The sequence below is a fragment of the Bacteroides sp. MSK.18.37 genome, assembly GCF_019129155.2.
Taxonomy (GTDB): domain Bacteria; phylum Bacteroidota; class Bacteroidia; order Bacteroidales; family Bacteroidaceae; genus Bacteroides; species Bacteroides ovatus.
In genome coordinates this window covers 5158256-5181898 of record NZ_JAHOIB020000001.1, presented here as the reverse complement: position 1 = coordinate 5181898, position 23643 = coordinate 5158256, and the positions used below count along the sequence as shown (strand labels likewise).

The following is a 23643-nucleotide window of genomic DNA, read 5'->3' as shown; positions in this document are numbered from 1 at the left end:
TAAACAGGCTTACAGCGGTAGATTAGAATGTTTCTTAGGAGGATTCGACTGCCGTTTGTTGGCAAGCATCTCGAAACTTCGAATCAACCGCAAACGGGTTACTGCCGGATCGATTACTTCATCCACATATCCCAGTTCCGCCGCCCGGTAAGGATTGGCAAACTTTCCGCGATAATCATCCTGAAGTTCTTTCCGTTTCTCTTCGGGTTTCTCGGCTTTATCTATTTCCTTACGGAAAAGGATATTCACAGCTCCATCCGGTCCCATCACCGCGATTTCGGCGGTAGGGAAAGCAAGATTTACATCTCCACGGATATGCTTGGAACTCATCACATCGTAAGCACCACCGTATGCTTTGCGGGTAATAACCGTCACTTTCGGCACCGTAGCCTCACAATAAGCATAAAGTAATTTTGCCCCGTTACGGATAATTCCGCCATATTCCTGATCGATTCCCGGAAGGAATCCCGGAACATCTACCAGTGTCAGTAAAGGGATATTGAAAGCATCACAGAAGCGGACAAAACGGGCGGCTTTGATAGACGCATTGATATCCAGTGTACCAGCAAGCACCAATGGCTGATTAGCCACCACTCCCACCGTTTTTCCATTCAGGCGGATATATCCCGTCACAATATTCGCAGCATATTCTGCCTGAAGCTCGAAGAAACTATTATCATCAGCCACCGCTTCTATCATCTCTTTTATATTATACGGCTGATTCGGATTGGACGGAATCAAATCTGCCAGTTCCGGAGTCAGGCGAGTCGGCGAATCGCTGGTCGCTACAAACGGAGGCTCTTCCATATTATTCCCCGGCAGATAGGAGATCAATTCACGAATATAATTGATGCACTCAATATCGTTTTCCGCAGAAAGATGGGCTACACCGGACTTTGTCATGTGCACGCCTACTCCACCGAGTTCTTCTTTTGTCACTTCTTCCTGTGTCACGCTTCTCACCACATCCGGTCCTGTAATAAACATATAACCGGAGTTTTTCACCATCAAAATAAAATCGGTCAATGCAGGAGAATAAACAGCACCACCGGCACAAGGTCCCATGATTGCGCTAATCTGCGGAATCACTCCGGATGCCATAGAATTGCGCAGGAATATCTCGGCATATCCGGCCAAAGAACGTACTCCTTCCTGAATTCGTGCACCTCCCGAGTCATTCAATCCGATGATGGGTGCTCCCATCTGCATGGCCATGTCCATCACTTTACAAATTTTCTTAGCGTGCGTTTCCGAAAGAGCTCCTCCAAATACGGTGAAATCCTGTGCGAATACATAAACCAGGCGCTTGCCAATCATACCATATCCCGTCACCACCCCGTCTCCGGCGAATTTCTGCTTTTCCATACCGAAATCGGTACACCGATGGGTTACCAACTTATCCAGTTCGATAAACGAACCTTTCTCCAATAATAAATCGATGCGTTCACGGGCGGTCAGCTTGCCCACAGAATGTTGTTTTTCAATGCGAGCGTCTCCGCCGCCTTTTTCTGCTTTCCTGTTCAGTACTTCCAGGTTGCTAATAAGCTCTTTCATAGGCTGTAATTATTAAAGTTGTATGTGTGTGTAAAAATAAACAGTAATAAATGAAATCATTGTCATATTGATTACACAAAGGTACTTTTATATAATGAACGCATCATGCGTGGAAATTGTTAGCATTTATGCCTTAAAACATCTTTATCCATTTATTTAGGGAGCTTTTTTTGCAGGTTGCGACAACAAACTTCCCCGCTTTTCTGTTTATCGCTTATCATTTTTAATAAAACCTATACCCTAACAAAATGAGAACAATTAAAATCTTATTAGCAGCCGGTTTCCTGCTCGTGTTCGGTACAAGTATTCATGCACAGGTACAACGGAATGAAACCTATCTACCCAAATTTGCCATCAAGACCAATGCTCTCTATTGGGCCACTTCTACGCCCAATTTAGGAATCGAAGTGGGATTGGCAAAGAAACTGACTCTCGACATATCCGGTAACTACAATCCGTGGAAGTTTGGTGACGACCGTCAAATCAAACATTGGCTCGTTCAGCCGGAATTACGCTATTGGCTCTGCGAACGTTTCAACGGAAGTTTCTTCGGTTTGCACGGACATTACGGAGAAATGAATGTCAGCAATCTGAATATATTCGGAATGGGACATGACCGTTACGACGGCAATCTGTACGGAGCCGGTATTTCCTACGGATATCAATGGATCATAAGCAAACGATGGAGTATGGAAGCTACCATCGGAGTGGGATACGCCCGTCTGGAATATGACAAGTATGCTCGTGGTGACGGAGGTGAAAAGTTGGGACATAACACCCGCAATTATTTCGGTCCGACCAAAATCGGTCTTAGTTTCATTTATGTCATCAAATAATCGAACTCTCTAAAACTTACAATGATGAAAAGAAAACTTATTTATCTATTTATAGCTTTTGCAGCCGCCATCCTACCGGCTCATGCACAAAAATTCCTGAACGATGCGCTCACTCTCTCGAACGTATCTTTATGGCAACAAGGTAACTCTCTCTATGTCAGCATGACCTTCGACATGAAGAATCTGACAATAGGTTCCGCCCGAAGTTTAAGCCTTATTCCCCTGCTGACGGACGGACAGCATAATGTACCCTTGCAAGAAATCATCGTCAATGGTAAAAGACGCGAAAAAGCATATATCCGCAGTCTGGCAATCACTAAGCAAGAACCTACCGCCATTATCGTTCCTTATAATAAAAGGGAAACTTTTAATTATACGCAGGTGATTCCTTACAAACCCTGGATGGCTAATGCCAGTTTGCAACTTGTAGAGAATCTATGCGGATGCGGCAATTATCAGGAAATGAATGCACAGGAACTGATTACCAATGATGTATCTACCGAAGCCAAACGTTTAAGTGCCATGTCTCCTATCATTGCCTATATTCAGCCAACCGTAGAAGTGGTCAAAAACCGTAGCGAACAATATGAAGCTCATCTGGATTTTCCGGTCAACAAATCGGTGATCCTTACCGACTTCATGAACAATCATGCTGAATTGGTGAATATCCATGCCATGTTTGACAAAATACAGAATGACCGGAACCTGACTGTGAAAGGTATCAGTATCAAAGGTTTCGCCTCGCCGGAAGGACCTCTTACCTTCAATGAACAGCTTTCCAAAAAACGTGCGGAAGCTTTGAAGGATTATCTGGTTAAGAACGAAAAAGTGCCTTCCAAACTATATAAAGTGACTTTCGGTGGAGAAAACTGGGATGGATTGGTAAAAGCACTCCAATCTTCTTCGATGAAGGAGAAGGAAACATTCCTGAACATCATCAAAAATACAACTGACGATGCCAAACGTAAACAGGAAATCATGCGTGTAGGCGGCGGAGCTCCTTACCGTAGTATGCTGAAAGAGATTTATCCGGGATTGCGTAAAGTGAACTGCAAGATTGACTATACCGTTGTCAATTTCGATGTTGAACAAGGCCGTATCATTATCCGGGAAAATCCGAAATATCTTAGTCTGAACGAAATGTATCAGGTGGCCAACAGTTATCCGAAAGGCAGCAAGGATTTTGTTAATGTATTCGATATTGCTGTACGCATGTATCCTACTGACGCCGTAGCTAACCTGAACGCAGGAGCCGTCGCATTATCACAAAAGGATTTGGATGCAGCAGTGAAGTTTATGGAGAAAGCCGATCACAATACTGCCGAGTTCATCAACAATACCGGAGTCTACAATTTCCTTAACGGAGACATTAACCGTGCCATGGCCGCATTCGAGCAGGCAGCAAAGCTAGGTAACGAAGCTGCCCTTGCCAACTTAAAACAATTACAACAAATTTTAAGTGTGAAGATGAAATAAACAGAAAAATCTATTTATTCAACCGACCAAAGTGGGGCGTTCGTTTGTTATATCAATAATAAACGACGTTCCACTTTTTAAATCTGATAATTATGACCTTGATCCTTGCTGTTATTCCAGTGTTACTGTTGATTATACTGATGGCATTTTTTAAAATGTCAGGTGATAAAAGTAGTATCATTTCTCTGATTGTGACGATGCTGATTGCTCTTTTCGGCTTCGCTTTCTCGGTAGACAATCTGTTTTACTCCTTTTTATATGGAGCATTAAAAGCTGTCTCTCCTATCTTAATCATTATTTTGATGGCTATTTTCAGTTATAATGTATTGTTGAAAACTGAAAAGATGGAGATTATCAAACAGCAATTCGCATCTATTTCTACCGATAAAAGTATTCAGGTGTTATTACTGACTTGGGGATTTGGAGGTCTATTGGAAGCTATGGCCGGCTTCGGAACAGCAGTAGCTATTCCGGCGGCAATTCTTATCAGTCTAGGATTCAAGCCTATCTTTTCGGCAACGGTGAGTCTGATTGCCAATAGTGTAGCCACTGCTTTCGGAGCAATCGGAACTCCGGTATTAGTATTGGCCAAAGAAACGAATTTGGACGTATTGCATCTTAGTACGAATGTCGTATTGCAATTATCCGTTTTAATGTTCCTGATTCCGCTGGTTCTACTTTTCCTTACTGATTCCAAACTTAAGTCGCTCCCGAAAAATATATTCCTGGCTTTATTGGTAGGCGGAGTCTCTTTAGCCAGCCAATATGTGGCAGCAAAATATATGGGTGCTGAATCTCCGGCCATAATCGGCAGTATTCTTTCTATTATCGTAATCGTTATTTATGGAAAACTTACTGCATCCAAAGAAGAGAAAGCACGAAAAAGCCATCTGAAAACGAAAGATATATTAAATGCATGGAGCATTTATTTACTGATTCTGTTTCTGATTATCTTAACCAGTCCCCTCTTTCCGGGATTACGTCATACATTAGAGAATAACTGGATTACGAGAATCAGCCTTCCTATCAATGCGTCCACCGTTAATTATACTATTTCCTGGCTGACCCATGCCGGAGTATTGCTTTTCATCGGTACTTTTATCGGTGGATTGATTCAGGGGGCTAAAGTAAAAGATCTGTTCATCGTTCTTTGGAATACCGTGAAGCAGTTGAAGAAAACATTCATTACGGTTATCTGCCTCGTGGGGTTATCTACTATTATGGATAGTTCCGGAATGATCGCCGTGATTGCCACAGCACTGGCTACGGCTACCGGAAGTTTATACCCGTTATTTGCTCCGGTTATCGGTTGTTTGGGAACGTTTATCACCGGAAGCGATACATCTTCCAACATCCTTTTCGGAAAGTTGCAAGCAAGTGTGGCTGGGCAAATTCATGTCAGTCCGGATTGGCTGTCTGCTGCAAATACAGTAGGTGCTACAGGGGGTAAGATTATCTCTCCACAAAGTATTGCCATTGCTACTTCTGCCGGAAACCAACAGGGAAAAGAAGGTGAAATACTGAAAGCAGCTATTCCTTATGCTTTAATATATGTGGCGATTACAGGAATTATTGTTTATATTTTCAGTTAATTACCCTAAAATTGAAGAAGATAATAATACTGTTAACAAAGCGTGATAATACTTCCGCTTAACCATTAGATATTAAAACATTTAGCTCGTTTTTGCACGGAAATGAATGAAACAGTGCGAAAATGAGTGAAACTGTATGGATTCGGTCATACATAGTGGAAAAAACATCTATCATTCCTATACTGTATCTATTTTAGTGTAGCATTAGGTGAGATAATCCATTTAAAGACATACGAATGCACACTTTATAGGGTGATAACCTGTATTTGACAGCTTAATTATCTATGAGGAGCGGCAGTATTTCTATAGTTCACAAGTGTGTGCCGTACAGCCCACGCATGTAAACCATACAACCTACATATGCGGGCTATGCAGCACACACTTGTGGGCTATAAATTTATCGCTGTTTAAGTGGGATTTTTGAGCTGCGATATTCGGATTTATATGGCTTCATTGTGACAAAAACAAGCCGTCTTATGCTTATAGGATATTTATACGGCTATTTTGTAGATGATAGGTAACCCGTTTTTACTGGTAAAAGTATGATAGATACATTTTTTTAAAGCTATCTAGCATAGATATTACAGTGATAATTAAAACATTACTAAAATGAATGATAGTATGATAGATAGTTTTTTCATTATGTAATGTTTAGTTCAAACTCCTATACTATGAATTAGTTCAAATCCATACAGTATTGTGAATACTACTAAAAAACACATGGCAGTTTAAGCAGATGTACTTAGTTAACTATATACATCTTGAGAATGTAAAATATTTGCAGAAACGACTTAATGCAGGATCCGATGAAGAAAATAGCAGTAAAGCACTGATATAAACCGGTTCTTCTTGGTAGAAAACGTACGAAAAGTGCCAGAAATAAGCAATCACCTTTACTACAGCATTAGCGTAGTGAGGGTGATTTCAACTTATTCTCTCTCACATCTTTCCTTGAAACTGTTAAATATAACTACAAATAATTTTTAAATATCTTATCTATTATACTTTTCTGAAGCATCACTTCCATAATAGGTGTTTCTCTATCATATTTATAATATCTCTTATCTTTACGCACATAAATATATCTAATATACTCATAACCTGTAGCACACCATTCCTCAATATCAAATCTAATATCATCATATTCGAAAGGAAGCACTAATCTATTATTTATATCAACAGCTCCATATTTACTATCCTTAGTTACTATTACAACATCTTTAGTTACATAATCCAAACTATCATATTCTGTAGGAAGTAATACTTTACCGATATAATCAATAATTCCCACTTTTTTATCTTTCACAACATAATGCGCGGAAGGCCCATATTCCCACCATGAAGAAATCGAATCATACTCGCAGGGAATTAGCTGCTCACCATCCTTCATCACCACTCCCACCTTATCCTGCCTCTTCACTACAAGGCTTTTTCAGCCAAGACCAAATTAAAGTCATCATCAGCTGAAATTTCCTGTAATTTTCCAAAGCCGAAAATAGTATCTCCTTTATTATCCAGCCAAGCATAACCACGTTCACCACACAAAATAACGCCCCATTTCCCTTCCTGAATATATATGATATCGTTCTCTTCTTGTGCATATCCTATAGAAGATACTAATAAAGAGAATAAAAGTAAAATATAAGTTTTAACTATGTGTTCCATGATATCAGAATTACAACCATCATAATATTCTCAAATATAACGGATATAATTCTGATACACAATAATTCTTCTAACAAATAACAATTCTATTTCTCATCATCAAATGAGTGGCTCTAGAATCACCTTTATCAACTTTTCACGTCGCTTATACCACATGATATACGACTTCATGCGCTTCCGCCAGTTGAGGAACCTCCAGTTTATCCAACATTTTATCTAAAACAGATTCAGGAAGTGCATATTCCCTGCTTTTATTTTGTTGACGCCAAATGTGGTATGGTTGTTCCAGATAGACTATCTTTACTTTTGCACCATAATCAACAAACAAACCAATCAATTGGGCACGCATCTGACGAGTTATGTTAGTAGCATTCCAAACAAAGTCCTGACCTTTGCGGAGATACGTTCTGGCTTCCTCTTTCGCTGTTTGCACTACCCATCCATTCGCAGACTTATCCGTAGGACTCAATTTGTGTTTTCGACGAATGACGTCCAAACTCACCACCGGAACATCTATGCCAGCAGATTGAATATAATAATCCTTCCCCATTCCCGGAAGTCCTGACAACATCGTCACTTCACATTTAAACTGTTCGTGAGGGACATAATCGATATAACTGTCTTCAGTATGGAAGTAATGAAAACGTGCATAATCAGTGGCAAATTCTCTTGGTTTCTTCCAACAATCCTGTTCACGGCAGAAAATCTCAAACAGTTCCAGTGCTTCCAGCAGTTCATTCTTATCTTCACAAATGCGTCCTCTGATATCAGCATCGGCCAACATCTTTAGCAATGAAGTATCTACCCGTAAAGAAGCTTCACAGAGTTTCTTCACAGAGTCAGGCTTCTCCATCAGCCAAACAGGTAATCCATGGTACCGGACTAAAGATGCAATCTGTTCCCGGATATGGAATGGAGCAGGACAATCCCGGTATAAAATAGTGCGGACAGTGTACTCTCCTTTTCTGGCATGTCCTTTAGCAGATACCCGCCTCTCTCCTTCATCCACGGAAGTTGAACGTTTTTCAACATCATGCAACAAGGCAGATGTCCAAATAAGTTCTTTCTCCAAAGTAGAAAGAGAATGATAAGCGGAAGACTGCTGCAATGCCTCCAACACCATACGGGTATGTTCGGCTACACTGCCCTCGGCATGATAACGAATATCCTGCTGAACAGTATTCATTTCGCGCACCCACTCGAACTGTTGTTCGAGTGAGCACCACGATTTATCTTCTATCAATTTCCAATTCATCTTTATTCCTCCTTTTCATTATTAAATTCCCAAACAAGCGGGGCACGCTTCCAGTTACGTGTCCAATGCTCGTCTGTTTTAACATGTCCTTTCCGCACATACTTAAATACATTATGTGCAAATTCGCTTACCAGATATTCTCCGACATTGCGGCTGACTACTCCCTCACGGGTACAAACCTCTTTCGTCCACGGTTCACAAGAGCCGAAGATAGCCGGTTCTTGTGACATACGGATGATTTCCTGTTTTAATAGTTCCGGTGTCAAACCGGAAACAGACTCTATCTTCAACTCCGGAACAGTAGGAAAGTCGAATAAAGCTGCATAAAACTTTACTTCTTCCCACGACAGCCACTGATCCATACAGCGGACTGCAAAAACATAAAAATGCGTTTCTAATCGCTGATATTCTATGGAATGTACGGCATATAGATTCTCTCCAAAGATTTCTATATCACCCAAATCATTCTTTATCAATTCCCAACGCTCACGCAGTTGCCTCGTCCAAGGTGAAGTAGTAGGAGCAGCATGCGAACGGGCAAAAACACCCCACTGACTTAAACAATTATTCTCTCCATCCAGCTTCTCGGTATGCACCAATGTCCGAATCCGTTGGATGTCCTCCCAATACGTATGGTTAATCCGGTCGTCACTAGTCGTTCCGGGAGAGAACGGATAGTGATAAGTGCGACCATATTTCTCTGATATCATTTCTTTCTTTTTTTTTAATTAAATACTAATTTCTTTCATCACATCACTCCTTATTCATTCGAACGATGCGAGGCATAAATTTACCCTGCACTTCCACCAGCGTTTCCTGTGTATACATCACTCTGTCAATATCTTTATATGCCAGTGGCATTTCTTCCACGCTCCCACCAATCAAAGTCACTCCCGCCTGCGACAGTAGTTTCTTCAAAGCCGATTGCGTAAAACTATCTTTTGCCTTCTGGCGGGACATCGCCCTGCCGGCTCCATGAGAAGCCGAATTTAAAGCAGCTTCCATCCCTTTGCCACAAACCAGATAACCTGCAGTAGCCATGCTACCGGGAATCAATCCCGCTTGTCCTTTCTGTGCCGGAGTAGCTCCTTTGCGATGCACGATTGCCATACGCCCCGGTGCTATTTCCTCTCTCCAAGCGAAGTTATGATGGTTGTTGACATTAGCGAGCGGCTTCAACCCTAATGCTTTCGCCAAATTCAAATGAATTCGCTCATGACAGGCACGGGCATAATCACCTGCCAGATTCATACTCATCCAATACTCCTGCCCCGCTTCAGTGTTTAAATCCAGCCAGGCAAAATGCTGTGCTTCACGGGGAAGCCTGCACACTTCACGTGCCAACAGGCTGTAATGTTTGGCAATGGCAGCTCCCAATCCTCGTGAACCGGAATGTGACAACAATGCCAGATAATTTCCTTCCGGAAGATTCAACACGTTATTTTCTTGCAGAGCGATCTCGCCGAACTCTACAAAATGATTGCCACCACCGGAACTCCCCAGTTGACGTACTGCCTTTCCATGCAAATCTCTCAACAAAGGCGTCAAACGGAATTCTTCCCTATCCAACACCTCATGTTCTTGCTCAAAACCCAATCCGCCATCCATACCGAAATGAGTGAAATCTTTCAAGGCTTCTTTCATCTGATAGGTATATCGTTTCAGGAAGTCAGCGCTGGCATCAAATACCGTCAGGCTCATCCGACAACCGATATCAACGCCTACGGCATACGGAATCACTACATTATCCGTAGCAAGCACTCCACCGATAGGTAACCCGTATCCGGCATGAGCGTCAGGCATCAATGCTCCGGCCACCGTTACAGGTAAGCGCATAGCCAGGTTCATCTGTTGTTTGGCAAGCGTTTCGATAAATTTACCTCCATAGGTTTTATACATCAACGGCTCATCCAATAAATCATAAGCTATAAACTCTTTCGCTATGATAGTAGGCGAAAGGCGTTCGGCCAGCTTATTCCAAATTTCATTATTTTTGTAAGATTCGGGATGCTCGAGTATATCGCTCAATGTCATTTCAATCTGTTCTTTAGTGTCGTATTTGCAATGTTTGCTCACAATGTCCACTACCAGACTACGGGCAACATTATCCCGGTATCCCAGTTTGCTTAAATCTTTTAATCGTATTCCCATACTCTTTTTTCGTTCGCATACAGCATTCCCTGTCGGCCTCACCGGCAGACAACAATGCAATACACGTGATACCAATGCTTTGGATATGGATATGAAATACCTCACCACCGCATTAAAGTGATTAATTTAAAATATAAAAAGTGATTGCAGGACTAATCAACGATTACCGCTTGTTAGTAGAATTGCGGTCAATATAAGAACCATAAGTTCAGTGTAAAAACAATAAGTTGCAAAGCCTCATCCTCTCGACGAGACAACTTAGTCCTAATTTGAAAATATTATAGCTCCAACATAATTAATACCCTTTCCATCTGTTTTTAAAGGGTGAATACTCATTTTATCGCGGCAAAAGTAGTGCTTATTTTTATTTCCTCCAAAGAATAATAGACAAATTTTAGCGTTCAGTAACTATCCGAGGGAAGTTTTGCCAAGAGTTTCTGTCAAATTGCTATTTTTTACTCCCTTTATATCCCCTATCTTTGCAACAGAGAAAACAAAAAGAAAGAATAGTATATGAAACTAATGAAAGGTTTATTGAGTGCTTTTGCCGTTATATTGGCAACCACAGCTTGTGCAGGCAACAGCGGAGAAAATAAAAAGAGTAATGAATCAACAAAGGAGGACAATAAAATGGAAGTAGTAGCATTAAATAAAGCCGATTTTTTAAAGAAAGTATATAATTATGAAGCCAATCCGAACGATTGGAAATTTGAGGGCAGCCGTCCTGCTATCGTAGATTTCTATGCTACCTGGTGCGGTCCATGTAAGGTGATGCACCCGATTCTGGAAGAACTTAGCAAAGAATATAGCGGTAAAGTAGATATCTACCAGATTGATGTGGACAAAGAACAAGATCTGGCAGCGGCATTCGGTATCCGCAGCATCCCTACCCTATTGATGATTCCAATGAAAGAGGAACCTAGAATCATGCAGGGAGCTATGCCCAAAGACCAGCTTAAAAAAGCAATTGATGAATTTCTTCTGAAACAAAATAACGAAACAAAGCAATAGACTTCGACTTTTTTCTCGTCATGGTGACTGCCCTCTATTCGTCTTTTGAAGATGGATAGGGGGCTAGTTCTAGTTAAACTCATTATAGTTTTCTCTGAACCCCGTCGTCACCAACGACGTAATAAACTCCATTGTCTATCAATACAGCCCGTCCACGCTTTTTCTTCCGATTCTCCTTATTGTCAACATTGACAGCGATGACTTTACCATTATAAAAGGTTGAAATATCCTTGAAGATAGTGTGCCCCATAAGGATATGTTTTACCATATAACGATCCAACATCATTTGTAAAGAGTCCTGTACCAACGGTTTATACTTGGGATCTTCTCTCACCAGGCCGCGATACCAGATCGGACCGTCATTACCATACAGAAAATCAGTCAGTGGAGAAAGCGCCTTACGCTCTTTTTTGCTCATGAAAAGTGCCCGGCTCATTTCCTCGTTCACAGTGGGGATATTCAAGTCCTTATCATAGAATAATTTTCCTAATCCGGCATGTACATATAAATCGGTTCCAATGATTTGCATTGTATTACGTGTTGCAAGCCAACGGCCTAATTCGGTATTTGTGCCGAATAATGAAGGATATTCCACTCCCAGTTTTTCTGCCAGCAATTTATATTTATCTTTTGTATAGCGAAGATCGTTGGACAACACCAGAGCCTCATGGTTTCCCAAAAGGAAAGAGACATGACCTCCCGCTTTAGCCGCTTCGTCTTCTAATTTATAGAACAGCCAGAAGATCTGCAGTACATCCTTGCCACGGTCGAAAACATCTCCGATAATCACCAAATGATTGCTACCGAAATTCCATTGATAGTTATCATTAATCACTCCATTTCCTTGTAACAGACTAATCACACAATCCAGCCGCCCATGAGGATCGGATATCACAAAAACTTTTTCCGGACGGGTATATTGCCACTCCGGTCTTTTCAATGGATGGAGTTTTACATCAAACGGATATCGTCCCTCATGGTCCGTCACACGGAAACTGAAATCTTTAGGTAATGTCGCATAAGTCTTGTCTGTAATCCGTCCTTTCTTATTGACATTAATAACCCGCGTACTACCGTCTGCCTGATAGAGTATATAGGGTCCGTCACCAGATAATTTTTCTTTTTTCTTATCTCCTGAATGATAAGTTCCGGCCTGAATGCCGGAACTTATTAAAACGAGAACAAGAGTAGAAAGAAATAATCTCAAAAAACGAGTGCTCATATTCTTTTCTTTCTTGAAGTTTATTTTTTAATCGTTACTAATTCTCCTTCGTCATTGATGGCTTTAATATCATCTCCTTCAATAACCACGGCACGAGTTTCTTTTTCAAAAGCTTTGGGATGGTTAACACAAATATCATATACCTTTTTATTATAGGTATACTTCACACGACTATTTTCCGTATGACCGATAATAATACGTTTGACATCATATTGAGCCAGAAGTTTATCTACATCCGCTTCCTTTATCGGACTGTACTCACTGCCAGTCTTAACCATTCCACGATACCACAACGGACCGTTATAACTATCACTATAAAGGAAATCGGCAATATCCGGATATTGTTTTTTCCGTTCCTCTTTTGAAAGGTAAATGCTCTTGCTCACCAGTTCATTGATTTCGGGAATTGTCTCTTCGCGTTCCATAAACACCTTACTCAATCCTGCATGAACATAAAGGTTTTCACCTACAATCTGAATGGTGTTTTTAGAACGCAGCCAGTTACCCATCACATTCGTCAGTCCCCACATTTTTCCATAGGTCATGTTCATCGCTCTTTGCGAAAGAGTGTTGTACTTGGCATACGTATATTTCAGATTATCACGCATTATCATTTCTTCGTGATCCCCCAAGATGGTTGTCACTCTGCCGCCAACAGTTTTCGCCTCAAATTCCAATTTGTATATGAGCCATAAAATAGGAAGTACGTCTGCTCCACGATCGAAAATATCACCATCAATCACCAAATGGTTACTGCCATATATCCATTCATATTTATCATTAATCACTTCCCCTGTTTTCAGAATAGCGGCAAACAAGTCGAAACGCCCGTGAAGGTCGGATACGGCAAATGTTTTAGCATACTCGGTACGGTTTTCCCATGCCGGACGTTCAAAATTCTCAATCTTATTAATGGGTACCTGAAAAAGGAGCTGATTATCATCCGAATACACATCCAGTTTCAATCCGGCCGGTAATCCGGATTCTTCACGAATGTTCAATGCATTATCTTTAGTCACTTCCAGAATTTTAAGTCTACCGTTTTCATAGAAAAGGTAAGGACCATCATTACGGAAATGAGTGATTTCAGCTATATCCGGTCCCACGGGAGTCAGATCTTCCCCGCACGAATAAAAGGCCGTGATGAACAAACCCAAAAGGAAATAGATGCTATATATCTTTTTCATAATTTCTATACGTTAATGCGTTAATTAATGCAATTCATATTCCGGATTCTGAACCATATTTTCATTGTACTCCATTTCGTGGTTAGGAACAGGAAGAACGATTTTATAATAACTCCAATCAAACTCTACTGCTTCATTGGGAACTTCGCTCAAATAATCTTCACGTATCACTTTCTTGTTATTTCTAAGTAAATCAAAGAAACGTTGTCCCTCTCCCCAAAATTCAATGCGGCGCTGTTCAAGCACCAGATCCAGATTTATACCTTCATCCGCCACAGCATCCAGATCCTTACCCGTACGTGCATAAATAGGTTTCAGATACTTGCGCGTATTAGGTATATCATTCCTCTTAATCGCAGCTTCAGCCGCATTCAGATAGAGTTCCGACAGACGGAAAACCGGGATATTGGCATCTTCATACGATTTAGAACCTTGGGCCGGATATTTCAAGCAATAAGGTTTACTGCTACTTGCCGTAGACACCATCTGACTACGAACATCATCGGAATTGTCTTTCATGTAGTCTTTCCAATACTTTTCGGTAGCTATCAGATTATATTTGGTGCTAAGATAACCGATGGATGATTTTCCCGGACTATCAGTTGTCAGATTCACAATTTCGAACAACAGTTCACTATTGAACGGAGTAGCCCATATCTTGGCATATTCATCATTGGTCCACAACTTATAGCCTTGTTTTTCCGCACCTTTGATAGCTTCGGCAGCCACATCGTATGCCTCTTTGTCATTCCCCATATAGAGATAAACCCGGCTTAATAATGTCATTGCCCCCCATTTATTGATTTTACCCTCTTTCTTTACCGGACGAAGCAGCTTCACCGCATCTGTCAGGTCGTCTGTGATGGCCTTATAACATTGGGCGGTCGTATTGCGGGAAGGTTTGATATTCTTATCTTCTACCACTTTATCAATAATGGGCACAGCCAGTGATGCCCCGTTATCTTTCAGATAAGGATACCCGTAAATACGTGTCATATCGAACAGCAACAAGGCACGTATTGCCAAAGCCTCTCCTTTCAAGTCATTATAATATTCCTGCTCTGTCAGCTTCTCCAGTTTCGGAGTTGTAATTTCCCGATCGGGAACAAGCTTTATCTTTTCAATATCCCGGAATAAAATGTTCAGGTTCTTACCAATACCGTAGTACATCCCCCAGAAACCACTAGGTCCATTCGTCTTATTGTACTTGAATGTATAGAAACTGACATTGGTGCTGGAAGACTTATAAGATTTCATGTCATCTCCCCTCAAATCACCATAACAGAACATATCTGCTCCATAATAACTGGATGACTGCATACTGCTGTATGCACCGTTCAGCACAAATTCAAAATCTCTTAATTCGGTCAATGAACCATCGGTTTCTATAGCTGTGGAAGATTGCAAATCTAACCAGTCATTTCCGCAACTACTCAATAAGGTTGCAAAGACACCTAAAGCTATATATTTTATCTTTTTCATACTTATTCATTTATAGATTAATGCACTTAGAATTTCACTTCCAAACCGAATGTATAGGTTCTCATCGGAGGAGTATCCCAACTAGGTGATGAACCCGATTCGGGGTCAATATAATCGTATGCCGCCCAAGTTAACAGGTTATTGCCCGATGCATACAGACGTATATTGTCGATACCCACTTTCCGGGTCCATGTCTTCGGCAGTGTAAAGCCGAAAGTCAGATTCTTCAGACGAACATAATCTCCACTGTATAAACGACGTGTGGTAGCATAATCGGTCATGGAAATTGATCTACCGACTACAAAACGTTCAATACTCGTTTCATCACCCTCCTTCTGCCAGCGTTTCCGGTAATAAATAGGAATATTCAGCGTTCCATCGCCACCGTGTTCCAGTTTGCCTGCCGCGCCGTCATAGTTCCATGCCCCAAAAGAGAAATTCACGTTAAAATTCAGATCAAACCACTTATAAGAGATGCTGTTACCCAGTCCACCGGTGATAGTAGGATCGGCACATTGCAGTATCACTTTTTCCGCACTACGCGGATCTTTAGTAGTTTCTTTGTTCAGATTTCCATTTTCATCCGTCGTATTCTTATAGAACATCGGTTCACCGTCTGCCGGGTCGATGCCTGCAAATTCAATCATATAATAGGTAGAATAGGGCAAACCTACCTTATGAATAGATGTTCCGCTGGTTACTTGTTTCAAATCTCCGTCCAACTTCAGGATTTTATTGGCATTATGTCCCAGATTCAAACTAGTACTCCAACGAAAATCTTTTGTCTCGATATTAGTTGAACGAATTTCCAATTCATATCCCTTGTTTTGTAATTTACCTATGTTGGCAAGATAACTTGAGAAACCTGTTGCAAGAGATAATGGCCGGCTGTAAAGCAGATTTTTCGTTGTACGAACGTAATATTCAAATGTAACATTCAGTCTGTTGTCGAAGAATCCCAAGTCGATACCGGAGTTGAAGTTGTAGTTGGTTTCCCAAGTCAGTTCCTTGTTTTTCAGTTGCGACTGCGTGATACCCGGATTATCGTTATAATTACTAGTCAGACTGCTCAATCCCATATATCCATAATAAGAAGACGGCAGAGTTCCGTTCACACCGTAAGAAACTCTAAGTTTCAGGTCACTTAACCAGTTCTGAAGAGGTTTCATAAAACTCTCGCTACTCACTCTCCATGCACCGGACAATGACCAGAAATTTCCCCAACGATTCTCTCTTGCCAATCGCGAACTTCCGTCTGTTCTCCAACTCGCTCCCAGATAGTATTTGTTGTCATAATCATAGTTGGCACGTGTAATATAAGAGACAATACGCGTCGTACTGTTAGAACCTCCCATACTCTGATACACTACACCATTGTTGACTTCCGGTTTATCCCAGCGTGCAAAATTAGAGATAGTAGTTCCCAGTCCATCCGACTCCTTACTGTTGATTTCATAACCAGCCAAAAGGTCCAGATTATGTTTTTTCTTGATCTTTGTCTGATAAGTCAGAATATTAGACCATGTCATATTGGTAATATCATTATAATCTTTGCTGAAACGCCCGTTATCATCGTCACCGTCACTGGTACGCGGGTCTTTCCATGCACGAGACTTGTTCATCACAAAATCATAGCTGAATGTAGACGCAAACTTGATTCCTTTCCAAATATCGAATGATGCATATACGGTATTGAAAGAACGAGTCGCATATTCTCTCTTAAAATTATAAGAATTTGATAACATCGGGTTACGGTCATCCAATTTGATTAATGCACGGTTCCAGGTGCCGTCTTCATTCCATATAGGGTCAGACGGTGTGGCTCCATTACGCGTACCGTAAATTGGAGAAGTATACGATGTCCCTTCCGAATAAGTATCCTGATTCACTTTGGAGAACTGTATCTTTGCACCGATATTCATCCATTTAGCCATTTGATAGTCTACATTCAAACGTGCAGAAATACGTTCCAGACCGGAGTTTATCGTAACACCATCCTGCTTCATATAGCCGATGGACGTATAGTATTTAATCTTTTCCTGTCCGCCGGAAGCTGAAAACTCGTAATTCTGGTGGCTACCGTTACGGAACAGATAATCATCCCAATTCACAAAACCACACCAAGGGATCGGTGCATACTGGTCAATATTCGAATCGGCATAAGCCCATGCTTCATTCTCGGTCATCCCCTGATGAAGTCCCACCTCATCATCGGTCTTACCGCTATAAGTTAAAGCATAATTTCGAAGCCCCTCGTGGATCAGGTTACGACGTTCCTGTCCGCCCATCAATTCGCGGAAAGGCATGGCAAAATTAGAGAATCCCCAATCCGATTTCAATTTAAAGACCGGTTTACCTGCTTTTCCTTGTTTCGTAGTAATAATGACAACTCCATTCGCTGCACGTGAACCATAAAGTGAAGCAGCAGCGGCATCCTTGATAACAGTGATGCTTTCAATATCCGATGTATTCAAGGTAGACATTACATCCAAACCGGAATCACTACCAGATGCACCAATATTACCCGACAATACGGGAACACCATCCACTACATACAGCGGAGAATTGGAGGCATTAAACGAACCCATACCACGGATACGGATGGACGTTGACGAACCCGGTATACCCGAACCGGTATTTACGCTGACACCGGGAGCCGCCCCCTCCAACATCTGTTGGAAAGATACATTAGGCACATCTTTCACAGCATCTGTCTTTACGATACTGGCAGAACCTGCATAAGCCGATTTCTTGAAAGTACCATATCCCGTTACAATCACTTCGTCCAACAGGTTATTATCCACTTTCAGGATTATGCTCATCGGCTTGCCGGGAGTTGCAACTACCTCCTGTGACGTATAACCGATATAAGAAACCATCAGAGTCACTTTCTTGTCTGTAACTTCCAGATGGAAATTACCGTCCATATCAGTCATCATACCGTTAGTTGTACCTTTCACGATGACATTAGCTCCGATTATCGGCTCTCCACTATCTTCAATTACTTTCCCTGTAATCGTATATTTCTCACGTGCAACAGTTTCCGTCCTAACGGGTTCAGCCTTACGGATGGCAATTACTCCATCATGAACCGTATAAGTCAGTCCGCTATTTCGCAGGCATTTGTTAAGCACTTCAGAAATCAGTTCATTCTTCACATCCAGATTTTCCACTCTGACTTTCTTTGCATCATTTGTGCTGTAGATAAAGGTAAAGTCCGTTTGTTTCTGAATTTCCCAAAGAACTTCATTCAGTGTTACATTTCTGAATTTGGCTGTAACCGTGGTCTGTGCGAATACAGATGCGCGCATCAGCCCTGAAGTCGTAATACAGAGAAAAAGGAACATCATACAAAGACGTTTTCCATATTTCCCAAATCTGGCAACATTACGTAGTTTTTCCATAAAACAGGGATTAATGATTAGTGAATATTTTGATAGTTTTTCCTTCTACTGTGACAGTTACTCTACCCGTTTGCTCCAACAATTTCACCAATGGGGTAATCTCATTATAGCGGTTAACATAGCAACCGAAGCGTAACTCTTTCGTCGCCTCATTCTCATAGACTACATCCATATCATACCATCTGGCAAGAGTTTTCATGATGTCGTCCAATCGCTGGTCCTTGAAATTGATCTTTCCATGTATCCATGAAGTATAAAATGCAGTATCTACATTGCGTACATTGATCTGGTTGCTGCCCGGAGTAATACAAGCCTGTTCCGATGGTTTCAGAATCCGGTTGCTTCCATTTTCAGTCTGTACTTTTACCGAACCGCTGACAAGTGTAGTTTGATATTCTTCGTTTGCGTAAGCTGATATATTAAAAGTAGTTCCTAATACTTCTATTTTCATCCCTTTGGTTTGTACAATAAAAGGCTGTCCGGTTTTGCTTACTTCGAAATAGGCCTCTCCCTCCAATTCTACCAGACGGCAATCCTGTGCAAACTGAACAGGGAAACGGATGGAACTCATAGAATTCAACTGTACTTTACTTCCATCGCTCAACGTCAGCTGATATTCACCACCACGAGGAACGTTTACCTTATTATATGCAAGTTTTTCGGATGTCCGGGCGGGAGCCTGCTGATAATTCAATGCTGTAGAATCCACCTGAATGACTGTACCATCTTTTTCTTTCAATTCCACGCCGGAGGTAGACTTCAAATCAATTGCTTCTCCATTATCCAGAATAAGAACGGCTTTCTTACCACCCGGAACAATTTGTTTCGCTACTTGAGATAACGGCTGGGGTTCATTACCGCTCTTATATATTGCCACAGTAGCAATAACCACCGGAAAAATGAAAATAGCAGCATATTTACATATATTCAGTATCCGATGTCTGAACCGATGGCGTTGGATTTTTCTTTGCACTCCCTCCCATCCGTCCTCTGTATGGAAAGTTTGCCGCTTCTGCATATTCTGCTTTATGTTCTCTTCCTTGCAGATTTCCCGAAAAAGGCGTTCGTTTTCGGGCGATTCATTTCTCCACCGGGTCAGTTCTGCCTGTTCTTCTTCCTCGATTTCATCAGATAAGTATCTGGCAATGAGTCTTGCAATATAGAAATGTTGGTTTATCATAATTCACATGTTTTAATCGTTGTTTATACTAAAACAGGTGAATTGAAAATCAGGGTGTATTAAAAATGATTTTTTTTAAAAGAAACTATAAAAAGTAAAAAACCAGGTAGTAATAGTCTTTCAAATATACGCGTAGTTTACGGTAGGCAATCTTTTTCTGGGAGTGTACCGTTTCGCCGGAAATATTCAGTGTTTCAGCAATTTCCGGATTGCTTTTTCCCTCAAGCGCCAGTTGCATAATGCTTTTCATCTGTGGCGGTAGTTTTTCAATGGCATCCACTAATATCCGGTAACTTTCTTCTGCTATGACCTTGTCTTGGAAAAAAGAGTCTTTACTCATTTCCTGAACTTTCTGTGCATACTCGTTCATGACCTTGGTATGTTCCAGTTCATTTAAAGATTTATTGCGTACCGACGTATAGAGGAATGATTTAATCTGATGCACATACATGAAATCATCGCGCAACTGCCACAACTTCACAAAACACTCCTGAACAATATCAGCCGCTAATGCATCATTTTCGACATACTGATTAGCAAACATACATAAAGATATGTAATATTTGTCGAATATAGAACGAAACTGCGTCTCATCAGTTAACTTAATACTAATATAGTCTGTTGTGCCAATCACGTATTCTTTATTTTGGTTACAAATATACCATTTGAAAATTATGTAACCAAACAAAAATGAAAAATCACAATCTTTGTTTCATTACAAAACCCTCAAAGAAGTCGTCCCGATAACTATTACCGATAGCAATTTCATACGATTTTATAAATATATCATTATTGTCAAATGACTCGATGTGATCGGTATTGACGATATAGGATTTATTCACCCGCAAAAAAATAGATTTTGGTAATAAATCGAATATGGCTTTCAGGCTCATGCGAGTAATGATACGCTGGTCGTTCAGTTGAAGAATGACGTAATCTTTCAATCCCTCAATAAAGAGAATATCGGAGAAATTCACCTTGAAATACCGGCGCTCTGCCTTTACGAAGAAATATTCAGCGGCAACAATCGTTTCGATAGCTTCTTTTTCTTCTTTCAATAATAGAGAATGATAGGATAACGCTTTATCCACCGCCTTTTGAAAACGTTCCGCTTCGACGGGCTTAATCAGATAGTCGATTGCATCTACTTCATAGCTATCCAGCGCATATTCTGTATAGGCTGTGGTGAAAATAACCAGTGTTTTTTTGGAAATCGTACGGGCAAACTCTATTCCTGTAATCCCAGGCATCTGAATATCCAGAAAAACCAGATCGACTCCCTGCTGCTCCATAAAGTCGGAAGCAGTTGCAGCACTATTAAAGCTGCCTATCAACTGGAGATTATCGGATTCTTCTATCAATAACTTCATGGCCTCACGTGCCAAGGGTTCATCATCTACAATGATACAATTCATAATGTTATACTTAAAATTACAGAATAGAGATTTTCATCTTCTTTTTGTTCCAACTTATAATGTTCAGGATACAGTAATCCTAATCTACGCTGAATATTGGCAAGTCCGATTCCACCGACTTTACCCTGCTGGACTGCAACAGCCGGTTTAGAATTCTCACACCGGAATTCCAGCCGGTGAGCCTCCACCTTAAAAAAGACATGGACATACGAAGAATGCTCACTATCAAAACTATGTTTCACCGCATTTTCCACAAAAGGAATGAATAATAAAGGCTGAATCCAAATGGAATCCACTTCTCCCTCCTGCCTCAACGTAAACTGGAAATTGTCACGGCGTATCTTTTCCAAATTCAGGTAGTCATTCAGGAAACGGATATCCGAAGCCAACGAAACTCTTTCACGCGAACTGTCATTAATCTGATACCGTAGCAAATCTTCCAGTTTAAAAAGTACTTTGGAAGCTTCTTCCGGATTTCTCTTTATCAGGACATTGGCATTATTCAGCATATTGAAAAGGAAATGCGGGTTAATCTGATTCTTCAGAAATGTCAGTTCGGATTGCAAAGTAGTGGACTCGAGTTCGTCAATACGCAGGTTGTAGCGCAACCAATGGGTAAACAGCGATATGGCTGCCGAACCTGCGGTAACAAAACCGATGGTCAGTATCCCCGAAAAAGTATTAATGAAAGTAGCGAATCTGCCAGGATCTTTTCCGGGCAGAATTACTTCAAAGAGTAATCCCTGGGTGATTGAAAGGAAGACGATGACTACCAAATTCGTCAGGACAGCCGCCAGGACATAATGACCTAAGCGGTTCTTCAACAGAAAACAGGGTACTAATATATACAGGTTCATATAGATTACTGTATTAATGGAAACAAAATATGCCAGGAATCCACCAAAACGCCGCCAAAAAGAAACTGACTGCAAAGGTTCGTACCAAAAGACATTAATAGTCATCAAAAGAACTATTATTTGCAGTAACAGATGTCTGCATGTCCGGTAATGAGGACTTAACAAAAAAGCTGTAACACTTTTATCTTCCATTCTTCTATGTTCTGTATTCAGGTTCATACTTCACCTCCTTTCAATTCCAACCAGATGCTTTCTGTCGTCAGGAATAGTCTGTAACGATTGCCATATAATAAGTTCAGTCTTTGGCGGATTCTTTCAAGTCCTTTATCTTCCAAAAGATTCACTTGTAGGCAAAGACAGGTGAATATAATTGTGTTCTCTTCTACTTTCAAATGGATTTTGAGAGAAACAGGGATTGATGTTCGCTGTTCGTTGATTGATTTTACAATATATTGCACAAATGGAATGAAAAGCAAGGGTGGAACCAGTGTTCTATTTACTTCTCCATCCGCAAGCAGTTCATAATTGAATTGTGCCTGGGAATTCTGTTCCAAGGTCAGGTAATTATTCAGGAAATTAATTTCACTACTAAGCAATACCTTTGTTCTGCTGCAATCATATAGTTGATAACGAAGTAGTTGACTTAATTTCATCAGCATCTTCGAGGCTTTTTCCGGTTCGCTCAATGTCAGTTCCCCCGAATGATGTAATGTTTTGAAAAGAAGTTCGGGGCTGACTTGTTCTTTTAGCTGTTCCACTTCCGAAAGTACGTGAACCTTTTCCATTTGTGAGACACGTTGATGGTCTATCATCCATTCTTTCAGGAGAACAGTCATTGTTCCTCCTATCATGCAGAGTGTAGACAACATGAAAGAAGATATATAATCCATCACTATAGGTATGGAGAAATAGGAGGCACGTTCGTAAAATTCCGGCCAGCAGGAATAAGATACATATTCCGTTGCCATTTGTATTGCCAGAGCAAGCATCATTGCTACTGAAAGTAAGGATATGTAGCTTAGATAGCGTCTTTTCAGCAAAAACTTTGGAAAGAGCCAGAAAAGATTCAGATAAATAACTCCTATATAAGTCAGTAGATATAAGAAAGTGAATGTATAAATCCATCCTCCCAATATATCCCGATAATCGAGGAATATAATAAAAACCTGATTGAATGATATGGTAGCCAACACCATAATAAGCACCAGATAACGCGCCCATCGAAGTTCCGGACTAACGAGGAATCGATATAATAAAGTAGATTTATTGTCTGTTGTTATTGTTTCAGCCATCGTGTATTTAATCAGGGAAGATGTTTTATCTCCGGGGACGAAGATAAAACATTTTTCCGGTTGG

At 40.8% G+C, this 23643-nt stretch carries 19 protein-coding genes; 4 read left to right on the top strand and 15 right to left on the bottom strand.

Annotation, left to right across the window (positions count from 1 at the left end; translation table 11 throughout):
* Positions 1-9: 9 nt before the first annotated feature.
* Positions 10-1554, bottom strand: a complete 1545-nt coding sequence (locus KSX81_RS19920; protein ID WP_004300524.1) for an acyl-CoA carboxylase subunit beta — start codon at positions 1552-1554, stop codon at positions 10-12.
* Between the two features lie 248 nt (positions 1555-1802).
* Between KSX81_RS19920 and KSX81_RS19915 the strand changes: the two genes are divergently transcribed.
* The 3 genes from KSX81_RS19915 (at position 1803) to KSX81_RS19905 (ending at position 5458) form a co-directional block, all read left to right on the top strand.
* On the top strand, positions 1803-2390 hold the full coding sequence (locus KSX81_RS19915) for a DUF3575 domain-containing protein (RefSeq protein ID WP_004300526.1): 588 nt from the start codon (positions 1803-1805) through the stop codon (positions 2388-2390).
* A 24-nt stretch (positions 2391-2414) separates the two neighbouring features.
* Positions 2415-3866, top strand: a complete 1452-nt coding sequence (locus KSX81_RS19910) for a DUF3868 domain-containing protein (RefSeq protein WP_004321329.1) — start codon at positions 2415-2417, stop codon at positions 3864-3866.
* A gap of 92 nt (positions 3867-3958) precedes the next feature.
* Positions 3959-5458, top strand: coding sequence for an L-lactate permease (locus tag KSX81_RS19905; protein ID WP_004300533.1), 1500 nt, complete (start codon positions 3959-3961; stop codon positions 5456-5458).
* A gap of 970 nt (positions 5459-6428) precedes the next feature.
* Here the strand turns inward: KSX81_RS19905 and KSX81_RS19900 are convergent.
* The 5 genes from KSX81_RS19900 to KSX81_RS19880 all read right to left on the bottom strand — a co-directional run bounded on the left by KSX81_RS19900 (position 6429) and on the right by KSX81_RS19880 (position 10529).
* Positions 6429-6878: a WG repeat-containing protein gene (locus KSX81_RS19900; RefSeq protein ID WP_004300536.1), complete on the bottom strand. Its 450-nt coding sequence runs from the start codon at positions 6876-6878 to the stop codon at positions 6429-6431.
* Positions 6878-7123, bottom strand: a complete 246-nt coding sequence (locus KSX81_RS19895) for a hypothetical protein (protein WP_004300538.1) — start codon at positions 7121-7123, stop codon at positions 6878-6880. Before KSX81_RS19895 ends, KSX81_RS19900 begins: the two co-directional genes overlap by 1 nt.
* Before the next feature lie 145 nt (positions 7124-7268).
* A complete protein-coding gene (locus KSX81_RS19890; RefSeq protein WP_004300540.1) occupies positions 7269-8378 on the bottom strand; it encodes an AAA family ATPase in 1110 nt (369 codons plus the stop codon).
* A gap of 2 nt (positions 8379-8380) precedes the next feature.
* The gene (locus KSX81_RS19885) at positions 8381-9088 is read right to left on the bottom strand and encodes an RNA ligase family protein (RefSeq protein ID WP_004300543.1); all 708 of its coding nucleotides are present in this window, start codon (positions 9086-9088) and stop codon (positions 8381-8383) included.
* Positions 9089-9131: 43 nt separating this feature from the next.
* Positions 9132-10529, bottom strand: coding sequence for an RtcB family protein (locus KSX81_RS19880; protein WP_004304141.1), 1398 nt, complete (start codon positions 10527-10529; stop codon positions 9132-9134).
* Between the two features lie 513 nt (positions 10530-11042).
* Here KSX81_RS19880 and trxA point away from each other — a divergent pair.
* Positions 11043-11540 carry a thioredoxin gene (gene trxA, locus KSX81_RS19875; RefSeq protein WP_217725647.1) on the top strand — a complete coding sequence of 166 codons (498 nt, stop codon included), beginning with the start codon at positions 11043-11045 and terminating at the stop codon, positions 11538-11540.
* Positions 11541-11622: 82 nt separating this feature from the next.
* Here the strand turns inward: trxA and KSX81_RS19870 are convergent, their stop codons facing one another.
* From KSX81_RS19870 to KSX81_RS19830, 9 genes are all read right to left on the bottom strand, one after another.
* Positions 11623-12762 (bottom strand): metallophosphoesterase, encoded by a 1140-nt coding sequence (locus KSX81_RS19870; RefSeq protein ID WP_217725646.1) that lies wholly within the window; start codon positions 12760-12762, stop codon positions 11623-11625.
* Between the two features lie 20 nt (positions 12763-12782).
* Positions 12783-13949, bottom strand: coding sequence for a metallophosphoesterase (locus KSX81_RS19865; protein WP_032845324.1), 1167 nt, complete (start codon positions 13947-13949; stop codon positions 12783-12785).
* Positions 13950-13973: 24 nt separating this feature from the next.
* A complete protein-coding gene (locus KSX81_RS19860) occupies positions 13974-15431 on the bottom strand; it encodes a RagB/SusD family nutrient uptake outer membrane protein (RefSeq protein WP_032845325.1) in 1458 nt (485 codons plus the stop codon).
* A 26-nt stretch (positions 15432-15457) separates the two neighbouring features.
* The gene (locus KSX81_RS19855) at positions 15458-18835 is read right to left on the bottom strand and encodes a TonB-dependent receptor (protein ID WP_032845326.1); all 3378 of its coding nucleotides are present in this window, start codon (positions 18833-18835) and stop codon (positions 15458-15460) included.
* A 10-nt stretch (positions 18836-18845) separates the two neighbouring features.
* Positions 18846-20015 (bottom strand): FecR family protein, encoded by a 1170-nt coding sequence (locus tag KSX81_RS19850; protein ID WP_008774635.1) that lies wholly within the window; start codon positions 20013-20015, stop codon positions 18846-18848.
* Positions 20016-20100: 85 nt separating this feature from the next.
* Entirely contained in the window at positions 20101-20649 is a 549-nt protein-coding gene (locus KSX81_RS19845; protein ID WP_004304159.1) for an RNA polymerase sigma-70 factor, read from the bottom strand.
* A gap of 64 nt (positions 20650-20713) precedes the next feature.
* The gene (locus KSX81_RS19840) at positions 20714-21430 is read right to left on the bottom strand and encodes a LytR/AlgR family response regulator transcription factor (RefSeq protein ID WP_004300562.1); all 717 of its coding nucleotides are present in this window, start codon (positions 21428-21430) and stop codon (positions 20714-20716) included.
* Positions 21427-22506, bottom strand: a complete 1080-nt coding sequence (locus KSX81_RS19835; RefSeq protein WP_004300564.1) for a sensor histidine kinase — start codon at positions 22504-22506, stop codon at positions 21427-21429. The genes KSX81_RS19840 and KSX81_RS19835 overlap by 4 nt, the downstream gene beginning before the upstream one ends.
* On the bottom strand, positions 22503-23579 hold the full coding sequence (locus KSX81_RS19830; protein WP_004300566.1) for a sensor histidine kinase: 1077 nt from the start codon (positions 23577-23579) through the stop codon (positions 22503-22505). The genes KSX81_RS19835 and KSX81_RS19830 overlap by 4 nt, the downstream gene beginning before the upstream one ends.
* Between the last annotated feature and the right edge of the window lie 64 nt (positions 23580-23643).

What these genes read in the sequence shown, in the direction of transcription:
- KSX81_RS19850 (WP_008774635.1), bottom strand. Translation starts at nt 20,015, where the DNA reads ATGATAAACCAACATTTCTATATTGCAAGACTCATTGCCAGATACTTA.
- KSX81_RS19865 (WP_032845324.1), bottom strand. Translation starts at nt 13,949, where the DNA reads ATGAAAAAGATATATAGCATCTATTTCCTTTTGGGTTTGTTCATCACG.
- KSX81_RS19860 (WP_032845325.1), bottom strand. Translation starts at nt 15,431, where the DNA reads ATGAAAAAGATAAAATATATAGCTTTAGGTGTCTTTGCAACCTTATTG.
- KSX81_RS19920 (WP_004300524.1), bottom strand. Translation starts at nt 1,554, where the DNA reads ATGAAAGAGCTTATTAGCAACCTGGAAGTACTGAACAGGAAAGCAGAA.
- trxA (WP_217725647.1), top strand. Translation starts at nt 11,043, where the DNA reads ATGAAACTAATGAAAGGTTTATTGAGTGCTTTTGCCGTTATATTGGCA.
- KSX81_RS19880 (WP_004304141.1), bottom strand. Translation starts at nt 10,529, where the DNA reads ATGGGAATACGATTAAAAGATTTAAGCAAACTGGGATACCGGGATAAT.
- KSX81_RS19835 (WP_004300564.1), bottom strand. Translation starts at nt 22,506, where the DNA reads ATGAACCTGAATACAGAACATAGAAGAATGGAAGATAAAAGTGTTACA.
- KSX81_RS19840 (WP_004300562.1), bottom strand. Translation starts at nt 21,430, where the DNA reads ATGAATTGTATCATTGTAGATGATGAACCCTTGGCACGTGAGGCCATG.
- KSX81_RS19895 (WP_004300538.1), bottom strand. Translation starts at nt 7,123, where the DNA reads ATGGAACACATAGTTAAAACTTATATTTTACTTTTATTCTCTTTATTA.
- KSX81_RS19915 (WP_004300526.1), top strand. Translation starts at nt 1,803, where the DNA reads ATGAGAACAATTAAAATCTTATTAGCAGCCGGTTTCCTGCTCGTGTTC.
- KSX81_RS19830 (WP_004300566.1), bottom strand. Translation starts at nt 23,579, where the DNA reads ATGGCTGAAACAATAACAACAGACAATAAATCTACTTTATTATATCGA.
- KSX81_RS19890 (WP_004300540.1), bottom strand. Translation starts at nt 8,378, where the DNA reads ATGAATTGGAAATTGATAGAAGATAAATCGTGGTGCTCACTCGAACAA.
- KSX81_RS19910 (WP_004321329.1), top strand. Translation starts at nt 2,415, where the DNA reads ATGAAAAGAAAACTTATTTATCTATTTATAGCTTTTGCAGCCGCCATC.
- KSX81_RS19870 (WP_217725646.1), bottom strand. Translation starts at nt 12,762, where the DNA reads ATGAGCACTCGTTTTTTGAGATTATTTCTTTCTACTCTTGTTCTCGTT.
- KSX81_RS19855 (WP_032845326.1), bottom strand. Translation starts at nt 18,835, where the DNA reads ATGGAAAAACTACGTAATGTTGCCAGATTTGGGAAATATGGAAAACGT.
- KSX81_RS19905 (WP_004300533.1), top strand. Translation starts at nt 3,959, where the DNA reads ATGACCTTGATCCTTGCTGTTATTCCAGTGTTACTGTTGATTATACTG.
- KSX81_RS19885 (WP_004300543.1), bottom strand. Translation starts at nt 9,088, where the DNA reads ATGATATCAGAGAAATATGGTCGCACTTATCACTATCCGTTCTCTCCC.